Annotated in this window: 18 protein-coding genes; 8 read left to right on the plus strand and 10 right to left on the minus strand. The window is 67.3% G+C overall.

The features are described 5' to 3' along the window. Positions 1–28 precede the first annotated feature (28 nt). On the plus strand, positions 29–1,357 hold the full coding sequence (locus tag ACFQZZ_RS20370) for a cytochrome P450 (protein WP_378682866.1): 1,329 nt from the start codon (positions 29–31) through the stop codon (positions 1,355–1,357). 12 nt (positions 1,358–1,369) lie between these two features. On the opposite strand, the gene ACFQZZ_RS20375 is transcribed toward ACFQZZ_RS20370, so the two are convergent. Beyond that, the gene (locus ACFQZZ_RS20375; protein ID WP_378682869.1) at positions 1,370–2,947 is read right to left on the minus strand and encodes a carboxylesterase/lipase family protein; all 1,578 of its coding nucleotides are present in this window, start codon (positions 2,945–2,947) and stop codon (positions 1,370–1,372) included. Between the two features lie 154 nt (positions 2,948–3,101). Here ACFQZZ_RS20375 and ACFQZZ_RS20380 point away from each other — a divergent pair, with 154 nt between their 5' ends. After that, complete coding sequence (locus ACFQZZ_RS20380; protein ID WP_378682872.1) at positions 3,102–3,329, plus strand: zinc ribbon domain-containing protein; 228 nt, start codon at positions 3,102–3,104, stop codon at positions 3,327–3,329. 35 nt (positions 3,330–3,364) lie between these two features. Here the strand turns inward: ACFQZZ_RS20380 and ACFQZZ_RS20385 are convergent, their stop codons facing one another. The 4 genes from ACFQZZ_RS20385 to ACFQZZ_RS20400 all read right to left on the minus strand — a co-directional run bounded on the left by ACFQZZ_RS20385 (position 3,365) and on the right by ACFQZZ_RS20400 (position 7,006). Then, entirely contained in the window at positions 3,365–3,640 is a 276-nt protein-coding gene (locus ACFQZZ_RS20385; RefSeq protein WP_378682875.1) for a SelT/SelW/SelH family protein, read from the minus strand. 17 nt (positions 3,641–3,657) lie between these two features. Next, the gene (locus ACFQZZ_RS20390) at positions 3,658–4,047 is read right to left on the minus strand and encodes a YchJ family protein (RefSeq protein ID WP_378682878.1); all 390 of its coding nucleotides are present in this window, start codon (positions 4,045–4,047) and stop codon (positions 3,658–3,660) included. 77 nt (positions 4,048–4,124) lie between these two features. Further along, positions 4,125–4,484 (minus strand): hypothetical protein, encoded by a 360-nt coding sequence (locus ACFQZZ_RS20395; RefSeq protein WP_378682881.1) that lies wholly within the window; start codon positions 4,482–4,484, stop codon positions 4,125–4,127. 92 nt (positions 4,485–4,576) lie between these two features. Then, a complete protein-coding gene (locus ACFQZZ_RS20400) occupies positions 4,577–7,006 on the minus strand; it encodes an AAA family ATPase (protein ID WP_378682884.1) in 2,430 nt (809 codons plus the stop codon). Between the two features lie 445 nt (positions 7,007–7,451). Between ACFQZZ_RS20400 and ACFQZZ_RS20405 the strand changes: the two genes are divergently transcribed. The 6 genes from ACFQZZ_RS20405 (at position 7,452) to ACFQZZ_RS20430 (ending at position 16,649) form a co-directional block, all read left to right on the plus strand. Beyond that, complete coding sequence (locus tag ACFQZZ_RS20405) at positions 7,452–10,472, plus strand: DUF5691 domain-containing protein (RefSeq protein WP_378682887.1); 3,021 nt, start codon at positions 7,452–7,454, stop codon at positions 10,470–10,472. Beyond that, a complete protein-coding gene (locus ACFQZZ_RS20410; protein ID WP_378682890.1) occupies positions 10,469–11,584 on the plus strand; it encodes an AAA family ATPase in 1,116 nt (371 codons plus the stop codon). Before ACFQZZ_RS20405 ends, ACFQZZ_RS20410 begins: the two co-directional genes overlap by 4 nt. A 316-nt stretch (positions 11,585–11,900) precedes the next feature. Then, a complete protein-coding gene (locus tag ACFQZZ_RS20415) occupies positions 11,901–14,183 on the plus strand; it encodes a DUF5682 family protein (RefSeq protein ID WP_378683204.1) in 2,283 nt (760 codons plus the stop codon). A 298-nt stretch (positions 14,184–14,481) separates the two neighbouring features. Continuing rightward, positions 14,482–15,645, plus strand: coding sequence for a VWA domain-containing protein (locus ACFQZZ_RS20420; protein ID WP_378682893.1), 1,164 nt, complete (start codon positions 14,482–14,484; stop codon positions 15,643–15,645). A 233-nt stretch (positions 15,646–15,878) separates the two neighbouring features. Further along, positions 15,879–16,373, plus strand: coding sequence for a hypothetical protein (locus ACFQZZ_RS20425; protein ID WP_378682896.1), 495 nt, complete (start codon positions 15,879–15,881; stop codon positions 16,371–16,373). A 69-nt stretch (positions 16,374–16,442) separates the two neighbouring features. Then, a complete protein-coding gene (locus tag ACFQZZ_RS20430) occupies positions 16,443–16,649 on the plus strand; it encodes a DUF397 domain-containing protein (RefSeq protein WP_378682899.1) in 207 nt (68 codons plus the stop codon). A gap of 453 nt (positions 16,650–17,102) precedes the next feature. On the opposite strand, the gene ACFQZZ_RS20435 is transcribed toward ACFQZZ_RS20430, so the two are convergent. The 5 genes from ACFQZZ_RS20435 to ACFQZZ_RS20455 form a co-directional block, all read right to left on the minus strand. After that, entirely contained in the window at positions 17,103–17,930 is an 828-nt protein-coding gene (locus tag ACFQZZ_RS20435) for a phosphatase PAP2 family protein (RefSeq protein WP_378682902.1), read from the minus strand. Between the two features lie 811 nt (positions 17,931–18,741). Further along, positions 18,742–18,909: a hypothetical protein gene (locus tag ACFQZZ_RS20440; protein WP_378682905.1), complete on the minus strand. Its 168-nt coding sequence runs from the start codon at positions 18,907–18,909 to the stop codon at positions 18,742–18,744. A gap of 1,003 nt (positions 18,910–19,912) precedes the next feature. After that, positions 19,913–22,441 (minus strand): ABC transporter permease, encoded by a 2,529-nt coding sequence (locus tag ACFQZZ_RS20445; RefSeq protein WP_378682908.1) that lies wholly within the window; start codon positions 22,439–22,441, stop codon positions 19,913–19,915. Further along, a complete protein-coding gene (locus ACFQZZ_RS20450) occupies positions 22,441–22,587 on the minus strand; it encodes a hypothetical protein (RefSeq protein WP_378682911.1) in 147 nt (48 codons plus the stop codon). Before ACFQZZ_RS20450 ends, ACFQZZ_RS20445 begins: the two co-directional genes overlap by 1 nt. Then, positions 22,584–23,360, minus strand: coding sequence for an ABC transporter ATP-binding protein (locus tag ACFQZZ_RS20455; protein WP_378682914.1), 777 nt, complete (start codon positions 23,358–23,360; stop codon positions 22,584–22,586). The genes ACFQZZ_RS20450 and ACFQZZ_RS20455 overlap by 4 nt, the downstream gene beginning before the upstream one ends. Between the last annotated feature and the right edge of the window lie 38 nt (positions 23,361–23,398).

A 23,398-nucleotide genomic window follows, 5' to 3' on the forward strand; every position in this document is an offset into this window, starting at 1 on the left:
TATCGCACAACGATGGGGTTGGTGAGAAATGAAGCCGCAGTATTGGTTGCGTTGGCTATCGGTGCAGGGCGCCCCCCGGTTCGCCTTGCGAACGCACGCCTGGCGTGGTGACCCGTTCGCCCAACTGATGGGCGGACCCAGCGGTCTCGCAGACCCGTATCCACTCATCGAACACCTACGCGAGCAGGTGACGCACGGACCGAGCAGGCTGCTGCGCACCCCGATCGCCTGGGCCACCTTCGATCACGATCTGTGCCGAGCCATTCTGCGGGACAGTCGTTTCGGCGTGCGCTCCACCGAAAGCTTCAACATCCCCAAGCCACTCCAGAAGATCGCGGACCGCTTCCCGCTGCCACCGAGCCCGGTTGAGCCGCCGTCGATGCTGGTCATCGATCCGCCGGACCACACAGCGATGCGCCGTCCGGTCTCCTCGGCCTTCACCCCGCGCGCTATCCGCAGGCTGCGCGACCGCGTCGAAATCGTCACCGAGGAATTGCTCGACGCGCTGCCCTCGGACGGCTCGGCCGACCTGATCGAATCCTTCGCCGCGCAGGTCCCCATCGCGATCATCTCCGAAATGCTCGGATTCCCCGAACGGGACCGCAAGATCTTCCTCGACTGGGGCGACAAGGCGACGCCCCTGCTCGACGTCGGAATCTCCTGGCGAACGTTCCGCAGCGGGGTGGGCGCGATGGATGTCATGAACGAGTACCTCGACGACCACATCGAACGCCTGCGCCGCGAACCGGGCGACGATATCCTCAGCAACCTGGTCACCGCCGGTGAACTGGACACCTTTGCCCTCAAAGCAACCGCCAGCCTGCTGATGGGCGCCGGTTTCGAAACCACGGTCAACCTGATCGGCAACGGCGTCGCCCAGCTCGTCGCCCACCCCGAACAGCTCGACCGGCTGCGCGCCGAACCGGAACTGTGGCCCAACGCCATCGAAGAGGTGCTGCGCATCGACGCTCCGGTGCAGACAACGGCCCGCACTGCCCTGTGCGACGTAGAACTCGAGGACATCGCGATAAGTAAAGGCAGCACGGTCGTGCTGTCATTGGCAGGCGCCAACCGTGACCCCGCGGTCTTCACCGACCCGGCCACCTTCGACGTCGCGCGGCCCAATGCCAAGGAGCACCTCACCTTCAGCAGCGGCATGCACGCATGTCTCGGCGCCAGCCTGGCCCGCATGGAAGCGGTCTATGCCCTGCAATCGCTGTTCGACCGCTTCCCCGACCTCACCCTCGACGGCCCGCCGCAACGCCGAAAGCTGTTCACCCTGCACGGGTACGAGCACATGCCGGTCCGATTGGGCCGCCGCGCAACCACTCCGGCTCCGGAACCGACGGCCGTTTAGGACACGGACGGCTCAGCTGAAACCGACGGCCTGTTCGCCCCAGGCCGTATGCAGTTCGCGGTCTGGGTTGTCCACGATGCGGTCGATGGCGTCTATCACCAAGGTGGTGCGGTTCGACGGGCGGTAGGGCGGCCAGTGTTTCGAGCCGTCCAGCGCCGCGGGAACGCCGTGGGTGGCGAAAGCCAGCCAGCGGCGCATAATGCGACCGGATACCTCGGTGGCCACTTTGCGGCCGCCGAGCCAGAAAGTCGGGTCGTGGTCGAAGGTGCCGAAATTGCCGAAGACGTACGGCAATTCGGTGGCGTGGCCTGCCCCGACGCGGGCCGCCTTCAACATCGGGGTCGCCTGGTCGAAGCGGTACATCCAGGTCGGTGAGTGCTGGGCATGCGCGTCGGCCACCCAGTGGGCCGGCATCCGGAAGGCCGCGTCGGTGGACATGGCCAGCGCGCCGCGGGTTTTGTCGAGATCGGGGTAGGCCGAGGTGATTTCGGCGATGCGCTCGTGCGACATCTCGGGGTGGTTGGCGGCGACATCGCGCAGCATCGCGTTCACCGCGTCCGGCGTCACCGGCATGATCGGCGAACGGAATACCCGAAACAGCGATGCCTCGTCCTTATTGGTCCCGATCATCAGCGGCACCCGGTGCGAGCGCCCGTGCTGGAAGCGGTCGATCGGGTAGGTGGGGAGCAGATCGCCGTCGACAACGGGCGCCGCGGCCAGCCTGCCCGGCTCTTTCAACGGGATCTCATCGAGCAGCACGCCCGCTGCGGTCACGATCCGTTCGAGTGGACACTCGAGCAGTTCCTTCGCCCGGGATTCAGGCAATTCCAACAATTCCAGGAAGCGCCGTGCGACACCTGCCGCCCGCTCCTGTCCGAACACCGTCGTCGCGGGCGGACTCTGCGCGATCGCCTTGTGGAACAACCCGGCCGAACGTGGCGAGGTCAGCAGCGCCGTCACGCACCCGGCTCCGGACGATTCACCGAACAGGGTCACATTGCCGGGGTCACCGCCGAATCCGGCGATGTTCTCGCGTACCCATTCCAGCGCCGCGATCTGATCGTGCAGGCCGAGGTTGGGGGTGAAGTCGTCCGACAGCGACGACAGATCGAGGAAGCCGAGTGCGCCGAGCCGGTAATTGACGCCGACCACCACGACGTCACCGGTCTCGGCCAGTTTGCGGCCGTCGTAGATGCCTTGCGCCGCGGTGCCGAGGCAGTACGCGCCGCCGTGCAGCCACACCAGCACCGGCCGTGGTTCACCCGTATCGGTGGCGTGCGGCGGCGCCCACACATCGAGCCAGAGGCAGTCCTCGCCCATCCGGAGCGCCGAATCGACGGGCACCATCGGGCCCAAGGTCTGCGGGGCGATGTCCCCGAATGTCACGCAGTCCCGAATCCCGTCCCACGATTGCGGCGGCATCGGTGGCCGAAAACGATCGGGCCCCGCGGCGGGCGCCGCGTACGGGATGCTGCGCCATACCGCGACAGGGCCGTCCCAGCGGCCACGCACGTGTCCCCACATCGTTCGTGAGACAGGCGCTGCGCCGCCCACATCCGAGCTCGGTTCCGTCTCGAACTGAGTGCTCATTTCTCGCACCTCCTGCCCACGACGCCGGTCGGAATGCTGCGAATTTGCTCCGCCCGGGTCCGGTACTTCGTGATCTGTTCTTCGAGAGTACGTCCATGCTGCGAGCGGGGCGGGTGAGAAGGACCTAACGGTTGCGGGACGCTACGCTGGAGCGATGCCGAGTTACAGCTTCCGGTGCCGCAGCTGTGGCGACACCTTCGACGTGAATCGCCCGATGGCGGAGTCCTCGAATCCGGCCACCTGCCCGAGCGGTCACGCCGACACGGTCAAGCTCCTCACCACGTTTGCCACGGTCAGCCGGGGTGCCGGCGGCGCAACGCAGCCCGCGGCGGCACCGCGTCCTTCTGGCGGCGGCTGCTGCGGTGGCGGCTGCTGCGCCTGACGCGCATTCCGCTCGATCGGTGCCGCCGACCGAGCTCAGTCGCGCTTGTCGGCGTGGCCGAGATCACGATCCGGCGCGACCCGGTCGCGCACCCGTTGCTTGAGCACGGCGATATCGGGGAACCCGCCGTCGGCCTTGCGTTCCCACACCTGCTCGCCGTCGACCGTGATCCGGAAGACACCGCCGGACCCGGGGATCAGCGCGACCTCGCCGAGCGTGGTTTCGAAGGTGCTCAACAATTCCTGCGCCATCCAGCTCGCCCGCAGCAGCCAGCGGCACTGGGTGCAGTATTCGATCGCGACTCGTGGCATGCGGGGGACGCTACCCGTCACGGCTCGATGACACCGTCCAGGTAGACCCAGGCGCCGTCCTCGCGGCGGAACCTGCTGACCTCATGCAGCGATCCACGCGCACCGTCGGCCCGGTAATGCGCGATGAACTCGACGACACCGGTGTCGTCGAACGGACCGCCGCGCTCGGTGCGCACGATCTCCAGGAACAACCACCGCTGCCCGGGATCAAGCTCTAGATCCGCGGGCCGGGTACTCGAATGCCACGAACGCCGAAGATATTCGGTGTCACCCACCGCGAACGCGGTGTACCTCGATCGCATCAACGCCTCGGCCGTGGCCGCGGGCCGCTCCCCTGCCAGCACCGGCCCGCAGCACTGCTCGAACGGCTCCCCACGCCGACACGGACACACCTTGGCTTCACCCATCCCCCCATCGTGCAAGTCCGGCGGACCGAACCGCGCGCCGGGTCACTCGAAGGTGCCGAGCATGCCCGTTCGTGCCGTCATCGGACTTCCGCCGTGGCCAGCACCGTGGCGATCGCCGCGGTCTGCTCGCGCCAGCGGCGCAGTTCGGTGACGCTCGGCGCGAGTTCGTAGTCGTAATGGTGGGCGGCGCGCGACAGCGCCGCCCATACCGTCGCGACCTGCGCGGCCGTCTCCGGACCCGCGAAGACGCGTAATGCCAAGAGCTGCGCGCGCATCGGGCAGCGCATGAGTTCCGGCGCGACCCGCGCCCACAGTTCGTCGACGCACTGCTCGAGGGCCAGTCGCAGAATCCACACGGTCGCGCGTGACCACAGACCGTCGGCATCGGTCACCGACCCATCGAGCAGCCGGTCGACGGCGTCGAATCGTTCGGTCACGGTCGGCCTCGGCTGCGCTCTCGGACGGCCCGCACTCGATCGCCCCGATGGCCCGCGACGGCCCGGCCCCCGCCGGGGCTTGTGCTGCGCACTCATTTGCGCAACCAGGCGACGAACTTCTCCGTATCGGCGATCAGGTCGCGCATGCTGCGGCCGATCGGCACGTGCGCACCGGCTGTCGCGTCACGCAGCGCGTCCACCACCCATTTGCCTTCGCGGGCAAGGTGTTTGTTCAGATCGTCGACACGGCCGGAAACACCCATCACCGCGAGCGCGACCATCGCGCGGGTGGTGTGCGCGCCTTCGATGTAGCGCTCCACCTCGCGATGGTCCATGCCCTCGGCCAGCAGGTTGCGCCTTGCCCGCGCGAGGCTGGCAGCCTCCACCGCGGAGCGGCAGCACGTGGCGACGAGCTCGTCGGCGATCGCCGGTGGCAGTTGCGGAGTCTTGGCCAGCGAGCGCGCGTCATCGAGATACCGGCGCACCGGATCGCTGGCCATCCTTACCTCGACCACCGAACGCTCGCGTCGCTGCACCTCGAGCACGCAGGCGTCCAACTGCATTCGGCGGACCGCCTCGGCCAGCCGCTCGTCGTGGGTGAACACGATCACCTGACGCGTCCACGCGACGACGGCGAGCACCCTGGCCAGCCCGTCCACCTTCGCCGGGTCCATCGCCTGCACCGGGTCATCGATCATGACGAACCGGAACGGGCTCTGTTCGACGGTCGCGCGCGGCAAGAACAACGACAACCCCAGCGCGTGCAGCTCACCCTGGCTCATCACGCCGAGCGCCGCGCCGTCGACGTCGTCGACGGTGACATCGAGCAACACGCGCCGCGCGGTTCCGGCGTTGCCCTGCAACTTGATTGCGCCGAGTTCCACATTGCTCTGCTGACGCAGGCTGTGCCAGACCCAGCGCGCCGTCGTCTCCAGCGGCGCCATGCGTTCGCCGCGCAGCCCCGCGGTCGCGGACTTGAGCCAGTCCTCGGCCCGCTTGACCGTGCGCAGCCCGCCCGCCTGCGCGGCCACCCGACGAGCGTCGTCCAACCAGCCGACCAGGCGGGGCACCAGTGGTGACCACACTTCGTCGATCCGGCTCAATTCTTTGCGAGTGCCCTGCTGCAGCAGATCGAGTTCGTCGACGAGCCGGGCATGCGCGCACCGCAACCGGTCGGGCAGTTCCGCGGTGTAATCGGCCGAAGTGAGTGCGGCCCAATCCGACCACGCCCTGCGCACCGCCGTGGTGTCCACGGTGGGTGGGTAGCCCGGATCGAAATCCAGTTCCTCCGGAACATGGTCCGGCAGTGCCCGTGCGGCGCGCACGGCTCGGCGCAGCTCGGCGCGCGCGGTGGCGAGCGCATCGACGCGAGCGGTCAGCGCGGCGATCGAGGCATCGGCGGCGCCGGCCCATGCGTCGTCCAAATCTCCACGCCCGCACACCGGGCACGCACAGGCACCGGCCGCGGCTACATGATCGCGCGCCCGGCGCAATAGCTCGAGCACCCGCAGGTCGGCTTCGGCGTCCGCGGTGGAATCGCGGGCGAGCACGGTCCCGCATCTCTCCAGTCGCCTGGCCACCGCCTCGACCTCGGCGACGGAGGGGATGGCCAGCCGCACGATCGCCCGCAGGCCCGCGGGTCCGGACGGATCGTCGGCGGGGCCGAATACCGCACGACCGATCGCGGTGAGATCCGGTTGGGCGGGGCGCAGCAGGCCTGCCAGCCGGACCGCGCGGTCGTCGGCCACCGACTCGAGCGTGGCGACCAGCCCGAGCCGTTGCTGTCGCGAATCCCGCACCACGCGTTCCAGTTCCAGACGGCGCGCACGAATCCGCTCCTGCGCCATGGTCAGTTCGTCGAGACCGAGCAGCTGGTGCAGCGCGTCGAAGAGGTCGCTCGGTTTGCCGTCGACCAGCGCGCCCAGTTCGCTGTAGGACAGGAAGGGGCGGTACAGCTCCAGCAGTCCGGACCAGCGGTCGGCATCGAAATCGGTTGGCGGAGCCGGTCGACGCTGTTCGGTCCAGCGCGCCGCGCCGAGGTCCGCGTCCGGTGCCCATTCCTTGGCGATGGTCAGCTCGGAATCGCTTCCCGCGGTGAGCAATTCCAGCTCGATGCGCGTCGAGCCGGACTCGTGCAGGTTGCGCCAGCCTTCCCGCCATGCCGCGGACCTGCCGTCCCACCGGCGGTTGCCGCCGGTCAGCGCCAATTCGGCAGCCTCGGCGAAGCTGGATTTGCCGCTGCCGTTGCGCCCGACGACCAGGGTCAGGCCGGGGCCTGGCGGCAGTTTCAACGTCACCTCCTGGCCGATGCCGCGGAATCCACGTACCCGTATTGCCCGCAGGAATATCCCCGAATCGTCGAACTCTGTTGTCCGGTCAGGGGACTCGGTGCCGAGCGCCTGCAATACCTCGTGTGCGACATCAGTGGTCACCGTGGGGTCTGCGGCAAGCCTGCGGGCAACCACCTCGGTCAGCCGCGGCACGCCTGCTGTCGCCGGGTCGGCCTCGGGATCCGTGCGCATGCGAAACCCCCTCCACCACCGAACCGCGTCCTGGCGACCCCAATGCCCGGTGCCACTGTCGAAAGCTGTGCGAAACGCTACCCGATCGCGCCGCATTCGCCCACCGCACGGCGCGAATACGCTGGTAGGGGTCCGAACCTGCCCGCGGGGATGGTATGGCCATCGAGCGGCAGGGGAATGCGCTCGATGTCCACCCCTCGCCAGCCCCGGCGGGCAGCTCGATGGTGTCTCACCCGATGTGGGTGGCTCGGACGAGCCGAACAGAACAGAATGACAGAAACCGACCGGTAAGGCAAGGCCCATTGGTCTCGAATTTTCCGGCTGCACAGCGATTTCCAGGCAAAACCCGTGGGTAGCGCCATACGTGTCGGTGGGCTGCGGTAGAAATCCGGTCAACCGAGAAACGGGGGAAACACATGACGCAGAGCCGAGCGGGAGCCGCCCGATGACGGCGCCGTGGACCGAGGAGCAGGTCAACGCCCTCGCGCCGGATGCGAGCTCGTTGTCCGCCGCACGGAAACTCGCCGGGCGCTGGCACGGCACGGGGTACCACGACACCGCGCTGTGGGGTCTGTGCAAGGGCAGCGGCGCCAAGCCCTATCAGACGATCGTCGATTTGGCGGGCCCGGCGTACAAGTGCTCGTGCCCGAGCCGCAAGTTCCCGTGCAAGCACGCACTGTCGCTGCTGCTGAGCTGGTCGGGCGGGACCATCGAGGAGGCGGCGCGGATCGCCGATTTCGCGGCGGAGTGGATCACCGGCCGGGCCACCCGCGCGGCGGCGCGGCCCGCCGGTGAAACCGCAACGCGCACGCCGAATCCGGCGACGGCCGAGCAACGGCGGGTACGGGTGACAGCGGGGCTGGAGGAGCTCGATGTCTGGCTCGGCGACCAAGTGCGCACCGGGCTCGCGCAGGCAGATCGATCCTTCGGGGCATTCGAGGCGATCGCCGCGCGGATGGTCGACGCACAGGCGCCCGGTATCGCCGCGGCGCTGCGACAATTGCCTGCCACGGTGGTCACCAGTGCGGATTGGCCCGAACTTGTGCTGCGTGAATTCGCGAGGCTGCACCTGTTGGTCGCCGCGCATCGTCGCATCGACGATCTATCCCCCGCGTTGGCCGCCAGCGTCCGTTCCCACATCGGCTACCCCGCACCGGCCGAGAGTGTTCGCAGTGAACCTGCTTTCCGCGACCACTGGATGGTGCTCGGCGTCCGGACCAGTGAGGAAGAACGGCTCTACACCCGGCGAAGCTGGCTGTACGGCAGGGAAAGCCGGCGCTGGGCCCTGCTCGTAGAGCACTCGTTCGGCTCGCCGAGCTTCTCCGCGGAGGTGCCCGCGCCCGGCATGATGGCCGACGCGCAACTGCACTACTACCCGGGCGCCGCGCCGCTGCGCGCACTGTGGGGTGAACGGCACGGCGCTGCCGAACCATTCACCACGCTGCCCATCGGTGCGGAAGCGGGCTCCGTCGCCGCCGCGCTCGATGCGCACGCCCGAGCACTCGGCGCGGATCCGTGGCTGCGGTCGTGGCCGGTCCTGCTCACCGACGTGATACCGGTTCCGACCGAAAATGGCTGGTATATCACGGAATCCGGCGGCGCGGCGCTGCCGGTGGTACCGATCGAACAGCCGTGGCGGCTGCTGGGTGTATCCGGCGGTCATCCGGTCACGCTCGCCGCCGAATGGACCGCCGATGGTCTGGCTCCGATCTCGGCATTCACCGCGGGCGAAGTTGTCGACGTGAGCGGCCTCGGGCTCGCCGCCCGCGGCACCGGAAACTCGACTGCCGCACAGTCGCCGAACGCGGCGGACCTGACCTCCGTCGCATTGCTCGGGACCGCGCGCCGCGCCCCTGACCCCGCTCGGCTCGACCCGCCCGTCGCCGCGGCCGCCACCCTGCTGCGCACCGAACCGGCCTTGCTGCTGCTCGAATCGGCCGCGCTGCGTGACACTTACGCGCGCGGTGGCCTGGCTGCGGGCACCGCGACTCCACCCGAACCTGCCGAGGACGACACCCGGCGACTGCTGCCGAGGTCCGCGGCCTCCCGGCTGTCCCGCATGTTGGCCGATCGTTCACCGTTCCTCGCCGAATGGTTCGCCGCGGCCGCGCCACGCGACTACCGCGCCCCCGACGCGCTGTGCGGTCAACTGCTCGAACAGGCGAAAACGAACGCCGAGCTGCGCGAACCCCTGTTACGGCTGGCCGGTGCGCGCGGCCGATGGTTGGCGACGCAGCATCCGGAGTGGCGAAACCTGGTGCGCCGCAGCGCAACGACCGCGCCCGCGGATGTCTGGCAGTTCGGCAGGCCGCCCGAGCGGCGGGAGTGGCTCACCGACCTGCGCCGCCGCGACGCGGACGCCGCGCGGGAGGCGCTGACCGCGGCCTGGCCGAAGGAATCCGGCCCGTTGAAGGCGGAGTTGCTCGCCGTTCTCGCCGAAGGGATTTCGGCGGCCGATGAGGAGCTGCTCGAGACGGCGTTGAACGATCGGCGCGCCGACGTCCGGCGGACCGCCGCCGGTCTGCTGACGCTGCTCCCCGACTCCGAATTCGCTCACCGGATGATGCGACGCGCGACCAAGTGGATCGCCACCGTGTCGGCCCCCGCCGAACACGGCGAGCCTCGTGCACATCTCACGATCGAGGTGCCCGACACGCTCGACACCATGGACCACAGGGACGGGATCGCCGACCGCACTGTCGAATTCACCTACCGGTGGGGCGGCGCACCCGATGTCACCGCAGGCCGTGTCCGGCAACTGGTCGCCGCGACGCCACTTGCGCATTGGGAGGCGGCGCTCGGCACCGCGACCAACCCGAGCACCCTGGAGCCGACCAGACCGAACCGCCCGGGCACACCGGAGCCGACCGAACCAAGCCAGCCGAGCACCCCGGAGCCGACCGGACCGAGCCAGCCTGGCACACCGGAGCAGGCGACGCAGGCCGCGATCGATGACCGGTTCCGGCAGCCGGTTTTCGACGGCTGGGTCGATGCCACACTGGCGCAAAACAATCCGGAGTGGGCGCGAGCGCTGTTCAACGCCGGAGTACCGTCCGATCTCGCCATGTTGCGCCGTCGCGAGCTGTTCGCGCTGCTGCCGCTCGCCGATCGGACCCAGCATCTGCTGCGGCTGGACGGATCCTGGCTCTCGGAGCTAGAGGCGCTACTGCCCGCGATGGGGCACCCGTGGCCGGAACCGTTAGCGCAGCATCTGATTCTGTTGCTGTTCGAACGCGCTCGCGCCGCGTACCAGCCTCCGGGGGCTCAACGTCCCGGAGCGCACGGCGCAACGCCGAGCGCGCACCGGTCGCTGCTTGCCGCGGCAGCCGCGCGACTGCCGCTCGCCGCCGCGGGCGCGGTCACCGTCGTGGCTCGCCGTTGCGACGACCCGGCCTGGGAGCAGGCTTTCAACCAACTCGCCCACGACCTCAACCACCGCTCGATGATGCTCGAGGAGTTGCAGTGACCACCACCGCAGTGACCACCGAAGACACCACGCCCGACCTGTTGCGCCCACACGCCGAACAGGCATACGCCGACGAACTGCTGGCGCTGACCGCCATCGACGACCGCCAACGCCCGCCCTCGTGGCGGCTGTCGCCGTGGGCGGTGGTCACCTACCTGCTCGGCGGCACGCTCGACGACGGCACCGTGATCACCCCGAAGTACGTCGGCCCGCGCCGGCTCATGGAGGTTGCGGTGGCCACCCTGGCGACCGACCGGGCACTGCTGCTGCTCGGCGTGCCGGGCACCGCCAAAACTTGGGTGTCGGAACATCTTTCGGCTGCCATCTGCGGCGAGTCGACACTCCTGGTACAGGGCACCTCCGGCACCGCGGAAGAAGCGATCCGCTACGGCTGGAACTACGCGCGACTGCTGGCGGAAGGGCCGAGCGAAGGCGCGATGGTGGCTTCGCCGGTGATGACCGCGATGAGTCGCGGCGCGATCGCCCGCATCGAAGAACTCACCCGCATCCCCTCGGATGTGCAGGACGCGCTGATCACCGTGCTGTCGGAGAAGACGCTGCCGGTCCCCGAACTCGGCACCGAGGTGCAGGCAGCCAAGGGCTTCAACGTCATCGCCACCGCCAATGACCGCGACCGCGGCGTCAACGACCTGTCCTCAGCTCTGCGCCGCCGCTTCAACACCGTGGTGCTGCCGCTGCCTGCCAGCGAAGACGACGAGGTCGCCATCGTCACCCGTCGCGTGGAACAACTCGGCTCCGCGCTGGAACTGCCCACCATTCCCGCCGCCGCCGAGGAGGTGCGCCGCGTCGTGCGCATCTTCCGGGAACTGCGTTCCGGCATCACCGCCGACGGCCGCACCAAGCTCAAGTCCCCGTCGGGGACCCTGTCCACCGCCGAAGCAATCTCGGTCATCACCAACGGCATCGCCCTCTCCGCACACTTCGGCGACGGCATCCTGCGCGCCTCCGACATCGCCGGCGCCGTCCTCGGCTCGGTCATCAAGGACCCGGTCTCCGACGCCGTCGTCTGGACCGAATACCTGGAAGCAGTCGTCCGCGAACGCCCCGACTGGTCCGATTTCTACCGCGCCTGCCGCGACGTGAACGGGTGAGCTACACCGTGGAATCGGCGCAGCTCGGTCCTGCGGCGGCCGGGATGTGCACACGGACAGAGATATTCGACCCGAGGTAGCAGGGTGACTCACACATACGCCGACACCAATACACACCCGGACACCACAAGCCACACGGATGCATCCGTGCATGCCGACAACCGCACGAAATCGGTGCGTACAGCCCGGCAAGCGCGGCGCGGAAACAAGGGGTAGCACCGTGATCCAGACGTATCCAGGCGCTGACACCAACGGCCACGCGAACACGAACGCGCAGGGCGATGACGGCGACGCATCGCAGGTCGGCGACGGACCAGTGACTCGAGTGTTCGGCATCCGCCATCACGGGCCGGGTTCGGCCAAGTCGCTGCGCGCGGCGTTGGAGGCGTTCCGGCCCGATGCGATCCTGATCGAAGGTCCGGCGGATGCCGATCCGCTGGTCGGCTACGTTGCCGCTGACGGGATGGCACCGCCGGTGGCGCTGCTTGCCTATGTGCCGGACACGCCGGCGAAGGCGGCGTTCTGGCCCTATGCGGTGTTCTCCCCGGAGTGGCAGGCACTGCGGTATGCGGTGGAACACCGTGTGGCCGTGCGGTTCTGCGACCTGCCCGCCACTACCGTGCTCGCCCGCGACGACGAACCCGGTGATCACATCGACCCGCTCGCCGAGTTGGCCTCGGCTGCTGGATATGACGACGCCGAACGCTGGTGGGATGCGGTGGTCGAATCGGCTGCCGACTCCACCGCTTTCGAGGCGATCACGGAAGCGATGGGGGCGATCCGCGATGCCGCCGCCGCAGGGACGCTCGGTGCCCGGACCGATCGCAACGAAGAGACCGAAGGCAGCGCACTCGAAAATGGCTCGGTCGCTGTCGAATCGGAGATCGCGTCGCGAGTGCCGGTCGCGATCGATGAACACACCCTGCGGCGTGAGGCATACATGCGGCAGACGATGCGCAGGACACTCAAGGACGGAGCGCAACGGCTCGCGGTGGTCTGCGGTGCGTGGCATGCGCCCGCATTGGTCGGCAAGCTCGGACCGGCGGCGGCTGATATGCGGCTGCTCAAGGGGTTGCCGAAAGTGAAGGCCACCGTGACCTGGGTGCCGTGGACGCATTCGCGGCTGGCCTCGGCGTCCGGTTATGGCGCGGGCATTAGCTCGCCGGGCTGGTACCACCATCTGTTCACTCAGACCGAGCAACCCATCGCCCGGTGGCTCACCAAGGTGGCCGGGGTGCTGCGGGCGCATGATCTGCCGGTCTCGAGTGCGCACATCATCGAATCCGTCCGGCTCGCTGAGACTCTCGCTGTGCTGCGCGATCGTCCGCTTGCCGGCCTTTCCGAGGTCACCGAGGCGGTGCGTTCGGTGATGTGCGCGGGTGACGAGACGATGGTCCGATTGATCGCCGCCGAACTCGTCGTCGGTGAGGCGCTCGGCGCCGTGCCGGAGGGCACGCCCACCGTGCCGCTCGACGCCGATCTGCGGGCCAGGATCCGAACGCTGCGCATGAAGCAGGAGGCCGTATCGCGGACCCTCGATCTGGACCTGCGCAAAGAACGGGAGGTCGATCGTTCCCGGCTGCTGCATCGGCTGCGCCTGCTCGGCATCGGATGGGGCACACCGACCACCGGGGAGGTGCGCAGCACGGGCACCTTCCGGGAAACCTGGACACTGGAATGGCGACCGGAGTTCGCGGTCTCGATCATCGAGGCCTCCCGCTGGGGCACCACCATCCGCACCGCCGCCGAGTCGAAGATCCTCGATCTGGCCAACCGGGACGGCAGCACCGTCGCCGACCTCACCGCCGCGCTGGAAACAGCGCTGCTGGCCGACCTCGGCGGCGCCACCGACGGCCTCATCTCCCGACTGGAATCGGTTGCGGCACTGGATCACGACGTGAGCCACCTGCTCGCCGCCCTGCCAGGTCTGGTCCGCACCCTGCGCTACGGCGATGTGCGCGGCACCGACACCAAGGCGCTCGTGCACGTCGCCGACGGTCTGCTGGTGCGCATCTGTGCGGGCCTCCCCGGCGCGGTCACCGGGTTGGACGCCGATGCTGCCGAGCAACTGCGCAGCCTCCTCGACGCGGCCCACACCGCCATCGCCACCAGGGACGACGGCTGGGCCACCAAGGAGTGGCTCGGGGCACTGACCCGCCTCGCCGACCGCGACGATGTCCACGGCGCGCTGGTCGGCCGTGCCGTCAGGCTGCTCTGCGACGCGGGGATCATCGATGAAACAGATTCCGCACGTAGGCTTTCCGCCGCGCTGTCGATCGGTAACACCGCCGCCGCGAAGGCCGCCTGGATCGACGGCTTTCTCGGCGGACGCGGCCTCCTGCTCGTCCACGACCGAGAGTTGCTGCGCCTCATCGACGATTGGCTGCGCGAACTCGGCGACGACCAGTTCGTCGAAACACTCCCCCTGCTGCGCCGCACCTTCGGCGCTTTCGAATCGGGAGAACGCCGCGCCATCGGCCAGGCCGTCCGCGACGGCGGCGCACTCCGGACCGACAACGCCGACAGCGCATCCTTCGACGTGGACCGGGGATTGATCGCCATGCACACGGTCGCCGAGATTCTGGGAGTCGCCGGATGAAGTCCTCAGCACCACAACGATCCCGGGACACGCGGCTCACTCACGCCGCCCGAATCACCCCTCACAAAATCCGGCCCGCTCGCAACACCCGAACCATCATTCCCAGCACCCGATTCACCCACGACACCCAAACCACGGGCGACGCCCGAACCGCGAGCGACACCAGAACCATCGTGAAGCCGCCGGGTGGAACCTCGCAGCGCTATGTCCGTCGCACGAACACCTCCGGCTCGGGCATCAGAACTTCGAACTACGTGACCACACAAACGCGGACCATCGACTTCCCCGGAGTACCTGGATGAATGACATCGATGAATCACACGCCCGGCGTTGGCGTTTGGTGCTCGGCACCGCTGCCGAACCGAGCCTCGGCGGCCTGGGATCCGGCGACGACCAGGCGATGGACGCGGCATTGTCAGCCCTGTACAACACCGACGACACCACGTCATCTGGCAAACGTGCGGCGGGCCTCGGCGGCTCGGCGCCGAAAGTCGCTCGCTGGCTCGGCGACATCCGCACCTATTTCCCGTCCACGGTCGTGGAGGTTATGCAGCGCGACGCGGTCGACCGGCTGAACCTGACGCAGCTGCTCCTGGAACCCGAGCTGCTGGAAGCGGTAGAGCCCGACGTCCACCTCGTCGGCACGCTGCTGAGTCTCAACGGCGTGATGCCCGAAACCACCAAGGCGACAGCGCGAATGGTGGTGGAGAAGGTCGTCCGGGAGATCGAGCAGCGTATCGCCGCACACACTCTCGCAGCCGTCTCCGGCGCGCTGAACCGCGCCGCCCGCATCGGCCGCCCACGCCTGCGCGATATCGACTGGGATCGGACCATCCGCAAGAACCTCGCGCACTATCTGCCCGAACACCGCACCGTGGTGCCCGAACGCCTCGTCGGCTACGGCCGCAAAGCTCAGGCGGTGCGCCGTGATGTGGTGCTGGCCATCGATCAATCCGGCTCGATGGCCTCCAGCGTGGTCTACGCATCGGTGTTCGGTGCCGTCCTCGCTTCGATGCGCGCCCTGAAGACGTCCCTGGTCGTCTTCGACACCGAAGTCGTCGACCTCACCGAACAACTCGCCGACCCCGTAGACGTCCTGTTCGGCACCCAACTCGGCGGCGGCACCGATATCAACCGCGCCATCGCCTACTCCCAGTCGCTCATCACCCGCCCCGCCGACACCCTGTTCGTCCTCATCTCCGACCTCTACGAAGGCGGCATCCGCAACGAAATGCTGCGCCGCGTCAACTCGATGAAGGAATCCGGCGTCCAGGTTGTAGTCCTGCTGGCCCTCTCTGATGAAGGAGCCCCCGCCTTCGACCACGACAACGCCGCCGCCCTGGCCGCCCTCGGCGTCCCCGCCTTCGCCTGCACCCCCAACAAATTCCCCGACCTCCTGGCACTCGCCTTGGACCGAGGCGACATCCAATCCTGGGCCAACACCAACGCAGGCCAACCCTGATCTCCGCCACTAACGGGACATGACTGCGACCGCTCCCGACATTGGCCGCACTCAGTGTCCCGAAGCAACCCGGGTCGGCGAGTTGGTGGCGGGGTTGTTCGGTGTGGGCGCGAACAAATGGCAACGCGGACCGACGCTGAACCCGAAAGTGCTTGTGGGCGTGTTGAACGCCGCGACCTGTCACTATCGAGATGGCTCCGGTCGCGATCCTGGGCCGGAAGGAGTTCGACATCATGTATCCAGCTGGCGGCGCTGTGCTCCCCGCGCGCAATCTCAACGGGCTGTGGACGCATTTCCGTAATTTCTTCGCTGCCAACACTGCTCGCGTGGTGACGGCCAGGCAGTCCGGCGGCGGATGGGAGGGTTGGCTACAGGTCGAGCTGTGGACTTATGTGCAGGCCCAAGATCCAGGATTCGGCCTGGTGCGCGAACAGTTCTACCCGGACAACGTGACACGCGCCGACTTCGGCCTGGGAAACCTCCGGGTGGAGCTGAAGGCACAGACGCTGAACGAGTCGGTGGCGGCGTTCGTGACGCGAGTCGATGCCGATGTGGAAAAGATGGAAAGGATCGTCGAAGGGAGTTTGGGCTACGTTGTCGCCGTGTACTGGGGGCAGAACCAGTTCAACAACCAGACCGATGTCGTGGAGGTCCAGTACGCGCCGTTCCGGGTGTGCAGGATGTTCGTCGAAGACGTCAACGACGATTCGATGAGCGACAGCACATAGCTTCGGAAGTGCGCGCAGCGGAAAGCGGCAGCGCGAACATGCTGCGAGAGACTGTCCAGGAGTGCCGACATGAACGTTGATCCGTCCGAGGCGAAGTCGTTCAAAAGCAGCCGAAGCAGTGCGTCGCAGGAGTGTGTAGAAATCGCGCATCTGGACGGAGACATGGTCGGGGTGCGCGACTCGAAGAACCCGGTTGGCCCAGCGCTGGCGTTCACCCCAAGCGAGTGGGACGCCTTCACCGCCAGGGTGAACGGCGGCGATTTCGACCGCCTTTGACCTTCCGCTGACAACCGCGAGGCCCCAGCTCTTTGGGTTGAGCTGGGGCCTCGCTCGCAGTTCACACTGCCCGGTTCGGACAGGCCGCCTGCATGGATCGTTCGGCGCGCATCGTTGGGATGACGACGGCGGCCGCTCGCAGGCCCCGAACTCCGGTAAATCTCGACCAACTGGTCTTGGCCCTGGACTATGCGATATCCGGTCCTGGGCCAACACCGACACAAGCCAACACAGAGCGGGCGGTCAGTAGCCCGCCGACAAACTCACCATGCCTTTGATCACGTCGATGAACTTGTAGCCCATACCCATGATGGCATCGAGAGCATCCATGCCGAACCCCTTTCGAGACTAGTCAACAAAATCGGACAGCCGAGTGTATGACCCACGTCGAGATCGATGCGAGGGCACCAGATCTCAGTTGTATGACAGTCGGTGATACAACCGGCGGCGCGATCATCTGGTGATGGCTACTGTTGATTCCACCGGGCCCATCACGCCCCAGGCGGTCGCCGATCCCGGTACCACGAGCGGGTGCACCGCCGCCGCTACCGCGAGCAGCGTAATCGCGACGATGGCGTCGAGCCAATAGTGGTTGCCGGTGCCGACCACCACCAGGGTGGTGATTACCGGATGCGCCAATGCCAGCCAGCGCCATGGGGTTCGGGTCGCCGCGACCACGGCGAAGGCGAGCAGCAGCGCCCATCCGACGTGCAGCGACGGCATCGCCGCGAACTGATTCGACAGGCCGCCGGAATCAGGTGCGCCGTAGACCGATTGGCCGTAGCTGGCGGCGAGGTCGACGAACCCGTACTGCGGCAGCATGCGCGGCGGCGCGAGTGGCATCAGCACGTGCACCAGGAGCGCTCCGCCGGTCAGCGCCACCATCAGGTTGCGGGTCCACCGGTAGTGCTCGGGCCGGAAGATCCACAGCCACAGCAGCACCGCGACCGCGACGGTGAAATGCGCGGTGGCGTAATAGAAATTGGCGGGCACCGCGAGGAAGCTCCGGTCGACGAAGATCGCCTGCACCGTCGTTTCTTCCGGTAGCCCGAGCCGGTCTTCGAAGGCGAGGATGCCGTGCGCGTTGCCGATCGCGTGCATCGTGTCGTCGGCGGTGAACATACGGCCGACCCGATAGGCCAGATACAGGACGGTGATCAGCGCGAACTGCCCGATCGCCTCACCGCCACGCCCGTGCACCGCGGCCCGCATCCGTTCCACCCGTTCGGCGAGCGCCGGCGGAAAACCCACGCCAGGACCACCGAGACCTACTGCCACCATTGCCAGCGGTTCCTTCCTCATCGAAGCAAGGCCGTCACCGACAATTAAGCGGAGTATCAACCTCCGCTTACCGTAACATCACCATCAACTCGATCCATCGCTTTGTGACCGGAGAGACAGAAGCGCCGGACACAGAACGGCCTACCCGGCGTAATAACCGGCAAGCCAAGGGAATACAGCGATTCACCGCAATACCGCCCTATTGGTACCTGTTTCGAAGGCCGAGCCGCGGCACCCCTCGTGTGGTCTCGAAATCCCTACAACGTCACCGCAACCAGCCCTCACACCAGAACCCGACACGACGGAAACCGGCACAACAGATATGGCCGTCACCAACAGCCGACCCGCCACACCAGCTGTCTTCAGTCTCGAAATCCCTAGAGCGCCATCACAACCAGCCCAACGCCAGAACCCGACACCACGGCGACAACAGGTATAGCCGTCACCAACAGCCGACCCGCAACACCAACCGTCTCTGATCTCGAAATCCCCACAACACCACCACAACCAGCCCCACACCAGAACCCGACACCACGGCGACACAACAGGCATAGCCGTCACCAACAGCCGACCCGCAACACCAACCGTCTCCGGTCTCGAAATCCCTACAACGCCACCACACCCAGTCCCCACAACGGAACCCGACACCGCGCCCAGCTGTCTTTGGTCTCGAAATCTCTACAACGCCACCACAGCCAGTCCTCACGCCGGAACCCGACACCGCGCACCTGACTGCGGAAGGTAAACCGGGTACCCCACACGACGCGCCCAGCACTGCCCAGAAAACCACCCCAACGCAACCTGTTCTCCCTCACCGCAACCGGAGCGGGGTACGTTCCGGGAACAACTCCCACCACGAAGGTCCCCCGAGAGGCTCGCCTGCCCAGGAACTACCGGGGGCAGTGCTGGGCACGACGGGTGCCGTACCCGGCTTACCTCCCGCAGCCAGGTGCGCGACATCGAGTTCCAGCGTGGTCATCTGGCTGTGGTTACGTCTCGAGCACGATCCCTACACAACAACGCAACCCATCGCACCGACGCACACAACCCGCCTGCTCATCGCCGACAACGCCCCCACCCCCACACGCGGCGTGATCGAAGGACCGGACACCCCGCGTCGCAACCGAGCACCCGGTGTACTGAGTGCACGGTTACAACGCGGGGTGTCAGGACGCGCAGCGCCAGCCGCCCGCGTGATCGTCTGACTGTGATCGCGTCACGAGCGGATGCCGCCCGATACCGAACACCCCGTGTTACCGCCGCACACCCCGCGTACTGGGTGTACGGCTGGTGTAAAGAGTGTTCGGATGCGCAGCGCCAGCTTCCAACGTGGCCGTCTGACTGTGACTGCGCCGCGAGCGACGCCACCCGAGAACCGAACACCCCGCGTCGCAACCGCACACCCCGCGCACTGGGTGCGCGGTGACGACGCGGGGTGTCAGGACGCGCAGCGCCAGCCGCCCGCGTGATCGTCTGACTGCGATCGCGTCACGAGGCGGATGCCGCCCGATACCGAACACCCCGTGTAGCAACCGCGCACCCCGTGCACTGGCTGAACGGCTGATGCAAGGAGTGTCCGGATGCGCAGCGCCAGCTTCCAACGTGGCCGTCTGACTGTGGGTGCGTCGCCAGCGACGCCACCCGAGAACCGAACACCCCGCGTCGCAACCGCACACCCCGTGCACTGGGTGAACGGCTGGTGTAAGAGGTGTTCGGATGCGCAGCGTCAGATTCCAGCGTGGGCATCTGCGTCTCGAGCACGATCCATAGGTAACAGCGCAATCGTCGTTGCGACGCAAACAACCCGCCACCCATCGCCGACACAGCCACTCCACCCCACACGCGGCGTGATCGAGGGACCGGACACCCCGTGTCCTAACCGCACACCCCGTGTACGGGGTGTGCGGTCTAGGAAAGGGGTGTGGGGTGACCGGCTACCCACGGTCGTGGGGGAGGGCCGGGTGGCCGGGGCAAGTTGGACGCTAGAGATCGGCGATGGCTGCGAGCGGGGGTGTGCGGGCGGCCCGAATGCCGGGCCAGAGTGCCGCGAGGACACCGACGACGGCCGAGCACACCAGCACTAGTACCAGCTGATTCAATGGGATCGCGATTTGGTCGATGCCCAGGTCACGGAGGGTGCGCAGGAATCCGACGCCGAGGCCGAGGCCGAGCAGCATGCCGACGATCGCGCCGAACACCGCGATCAACATCGATTCCAGATAGATGGTCCTGCGTACCTGGGCGCGCTGCATACCGACCGCGCGCAGCATGCCGATCTCGCGACGTCGCTCCACCACCGACAGGGCCAAGGTGTTGACGATGCCGAGGATCGCGATCACCACAGCGAGCGCTAGCAGGCCGTAGAGGATCGCGAGCAGCGTGTTGATCTGTTTGCCCTGTGCGCCTTTGAATTCCTCCGGGTTCTGGACCTGAACGACTACGAATTGCTCGGTCGCCTTCTCGAGGTCGGCGCGCATCTCGGTGAGATCGGCGCCCGGCTTCGCCTTGACCAGCATCAGAAAATTGGTCCGGAAGTTGACCGGCATGGTCTCGTCGTACATCTTCTGCGACACCACCATCGGGCCGAGCAGCGGCGTCTTCTTGTAGATGCCCGTCACGGTGACCTGGATCTTCTTCGCGTCCAGACTGACCACGGTGACCTGATCGCCGACCTTCCAACCGCGTTCGTCGGCCTCGTCCTCCGAAACGAGCACGTCGTGATCACCGAGAGTGTCGGTGCCCCTCACCATGTCGTAGTTCAGCACGCGGTCGAGCGGCCCGTCCGGCGAGGTACCGAGGATCTGGTCGTCGCCGACCCTGAAGCCGACACCGCGAATCCCCACCACATCGGACACCTGCGGCACCGACTTGCGCACCGCGTCACCGGCGCCGAGCGGCACTCCGATCATCTGCGGCCCGGCCAGCACGTAGTCCGCCTTCACGCCCTTGTCGACGAGCACGCTCACACTCGCCTTGGCCGATGCGCCGAGCATGCCGATCGCGGTCACCAGCATCAGACCGAGGGTGAGCGCGAAAGCCGTTGCGGCCGTGCGCCGCGGATTGCGGGCGGCATTGTTGCGCGCCATCCGACCGATCGGCCCGAACGGGCGAATCAGCACCCCGAGCACCGCAACCACCGGCCGCGACACCGCGGGCGCGGCGAGCAGCACGGCCAAGATCAGGGCCAGCGCACCGATGCCCACCGTCAAAGCCGCGTTGCCGCCGGTGGATTGCGCGCCGATCACCACGAGGACCGCGCCTGCCACCGCGAGCAATGCACCGATCAGCGTGCGCAGCCGCAACGAGTCACCGGCTGAAGCGAACTCCTCCCGCATCGCCTCGACGGGCGGGATCTTCGCGGCCCGCCGCGCGGGGGCGTAGGCGCTGACCATGGTGACAAGCAGCCCGACCAGCATGCCGACCACGATCGTGCGTGGCAGCACCGCCATCGAGCCGGTGGGCAACCCCAGATCGAAAGCATTGAGCAGCGCGGAAAGTCCGAACGCCAGACCGATGCCGCCCGCCAATCCGATTGCGCTACCGATCAATCCGATGACGAAGGCCTCCGCAACCACCGAACGACCCACCTGCTGTCTGCTGGCCCCAACGGCTCGCAGCAGTGCCAGCTCACGCAGCCGCTGGGCCACGATCATCGAGAAGGTGTTGTAGATGATGAACGTGCCGACGATCAGGGCGATCGCGCCGAAGGCGAGCAGGAAGTAGTTGATGAAGTTCAGCGCGTTGGATACTTCCTTCTTCAGATCGGCGCGCACCTGATCGCCGTTCTGCACCTTGTAGTCCTTCAAGACGGGTGATAGCTGGTCTCGCAGTTGGTCGCCAGGAATGCCCGCGGCGGCGATGTCGACATGAGCGACATGCGTCCCGTCGGTGAACAGCTTGCGCGCCTGCGCGTCATCGAACAGCAGTCCGATGAAACCGCCGGTATCGGAAGACACCTGATAGATGCCGGTCACCGTGACGTCGATGGGTGGACCGTGCGACGGGATGAGGATCTTGGTCTTGTCCCCCACCTTCAGCCCGGCGCGTTCCGCGCCGCCGGTGTTGATCGCGATCTCGCCTTCGCGCGCCGGCGGGGCTCCCTCGACGAACTTGTCCGGTTCGGCGATCGCCTTGTCCGGCGGCAGATACGACTGCGCGAAGGTGGGCGCGCCACCGGTCTGGACGGCCTTTTTCCCGTCCGGATACAGCAGCACCACGGGACCGTTCACGCTCGGCGCGACGGCACGAACCCCTGGTGTCTTGGCGATCTGGTCCACGACGCTCTGCGGAACGCCTAGGCCCTGTCGCTCCTTGGGACTCACCCGGACATCGACGCCCTTGGCCTCATTGGCAAAGATCCCGTCGAACGTACGCTGCAACGTATCGGTGAACACGAACGAGCCCGCGATGAACGCGGTGCCGAGCACCACCGATAGCACCGTGAGCGCGAGTCGCACTTTGTGCGCGGCGAGATTGCGCAAGGCCACCTTGCGCATCGGACTACCGGCCATCACTGCTGCTCCTGCATCTTGCGGGATATCGACCAGGCTTCCGCTGAGCGCTGCGCGATCGTCTCTCGGCGCACCGACTGCGGTGTCTTGCGGGGCACCCGCACCCACAGGCTCCGCTCAGCGCAGCGCGACTGTCTCTCACTCACGCCTGCTCCAGTGCCTTCATCCGGTCGAGCACCGATTCCGCAGTCGGATCGCGCAGTTCGTCGACGATCCGTCCGTCGGCGAGGAAGATCACCCGGTCGGCGTAGCCCGCAGCGTGGGGTTCATGGGTGACGATCACCACCGTCTGCCCGAATTCGTCCACCGCGGCCCGCAGGATGTTCAGCACCTCCTCGGAGGCACGGGAGTCGAGGTTGCCGGTCGGCTCGTCACCGAAGATGATCTCCGGCTTACCCGCGAGCGCCCGCGCACACGCCACCCGCTGCTGCTGTCCACCGGACAGCTCGCTGGGCCGGTGGGTGAGCCGATCGGTCAGCCCGAGCCGCTCGAGCACCGTGTCCAGCCAGTCCTGGTCCGGATCGCGTCCGGCGATGTCCAGCGGCAGCGTGATGTTCTCCAGCGCAGTCAGCGTCGGCACCAGGTTGAACGCCTGGAACACGAAGCCGATCCGGTCGCGCCGCAGCCGCGTCATCTGCTTGTCCGACAGCCCCGACAGATCGGTATCGCCGATCCGCACCGTCCCTGAACTGGCGCCATCCAGGCCCGCCAGGCAGTGCATCAACGTCGACTTGCCGGAGCCCGACGGCCCCATGATCGCGGTGAACTCCCCCTTCGCAAACTCGACCGATACCCCGTCCAGCGCCCTGACCTGAGTGTCTCCCGACCCGTAGACCTTCGTCAGTTCGATGGCACGGGCCGCGGCATCGGTCGGAGCTGCCGATTCGGCGAGGGCGGTACCCACAGCGTGCGAAGTCATGCAATCCAGTCTGTCTGCGATCGCTTCACTGCGCCATC

The organism is Nocardia sp. GCM10030253 (genome assembly GCF_042675075.1).
Taxonomy (GTDB): Bacteria; Actinomycetota; Actinomycetes; order Mycobacteriales; family Mycobacteriaceae; genus Nocardia.

Bases quoted from the DNA above. Each gene is read 5' to 3' on its own strand.
- ACFQZZ_RS20370 (WP_378682866.1), top strand. From the start codon at position 29: ATGAAGCCGCAGTATTGGTTGCGTTGGCTATCGGTGCAGGGCGCCCCC.
- ACFQZZ_RS20440 (WP_378682905.1), bottom strand. From the start codon at position 18,909: ATGACCACGCTGGAACTCGATGTCGCGCACCTGGCTGCGGGAGGTAAG.
- ACFQZZ_RS20420 (WP_378682893.1), top strand. From the start codon at position 14,482: ATGAATGACATCGATGAATCACACGCCCGGCGTTGGCGTTTGGTGCTC.
- ACFQZZ_RS20385 (WP_378682875.1), bottom strand. From the start codon at position 3,640: ATGCCACGAGTCGCGATCGAATACTGCACCCAGTGCCGCTGGCTGCTG.
- ACFQZZ_RS20425 (WP_378682896.1), top strand. From the start codon at position 15,879: ATGTATCCAGCTGGCGGCGCTGTGCTCCCCGCGCGCAATCTCAACGGG.
- ACFQZZ_RS20455 (WP_378682914.1), bottom strand. From the start codon at position 23,360: ATGACTTCGCACGCTGTGGGTACCGCCCTCGCCGAATCGGCAGCTCCG.
- ACFQZZ_RS20435 (WP_378682902.1), bottom strand. From the start codon at position 17,930: ATGGTGGCAGTAGGTCTCGGTGGTCCTGGCGTGGGTTTTCCGCCGGCG.
- ACFQZZ_RS20400 (WP_378682884.1), bottom strand. From the start codon at position 7,006: ATGCGCACGGATCCCGAGGCCGACCCGGCGACAGCAGGCGTGCCGCGG.
- ACFQZZ_RS20390 (WP_378682878.1), bottom strand. From the start codon at position 4,047: ATGGGTGAAGCCAAGGTGTGTCCGTGTCGGCGTGGGGAGCCGTTCGAG.
- ACFQZZ_RS20380 (WP_378682872.1), top strand. From the start codon at position 3,102: ATGCCGAGTTACAGCTTCCGGTGCCGCAGCTGTGGCGACACCTTCGAC.
- ACFQZZ_RS20375 (WP_378682869.1), bottom strand. From the start codon at position 2,947: ATGAGCACTCAGTTCGAGACGGAACCGAGCTCGGATGTGGGCGGCGCA.
- ACFQZZ_RS20405 (WP_378682887.1), top strand. From the start codon at position 7,452: ATGACGGCGCCGTGGACCGAGGAGCAGGTCAACGCCCTCGCGCCGGAT.
- ACFQZZ_RS20445 (WP_378682908.1), bottom strand. From the start codon at position 22,441: ATGGCCGGTAGTCCGATGCGCAAGGTGGCCTTGCGCAATCTCGCCGCG.
- ACFQZZ_RS20430 (WP_378682899.1), top strand. From the start codon at position 16,443: ATGAACGTTGATCCGTCCGAGGCGAAGTCGTTCAAAAGCAGCCGAAGC.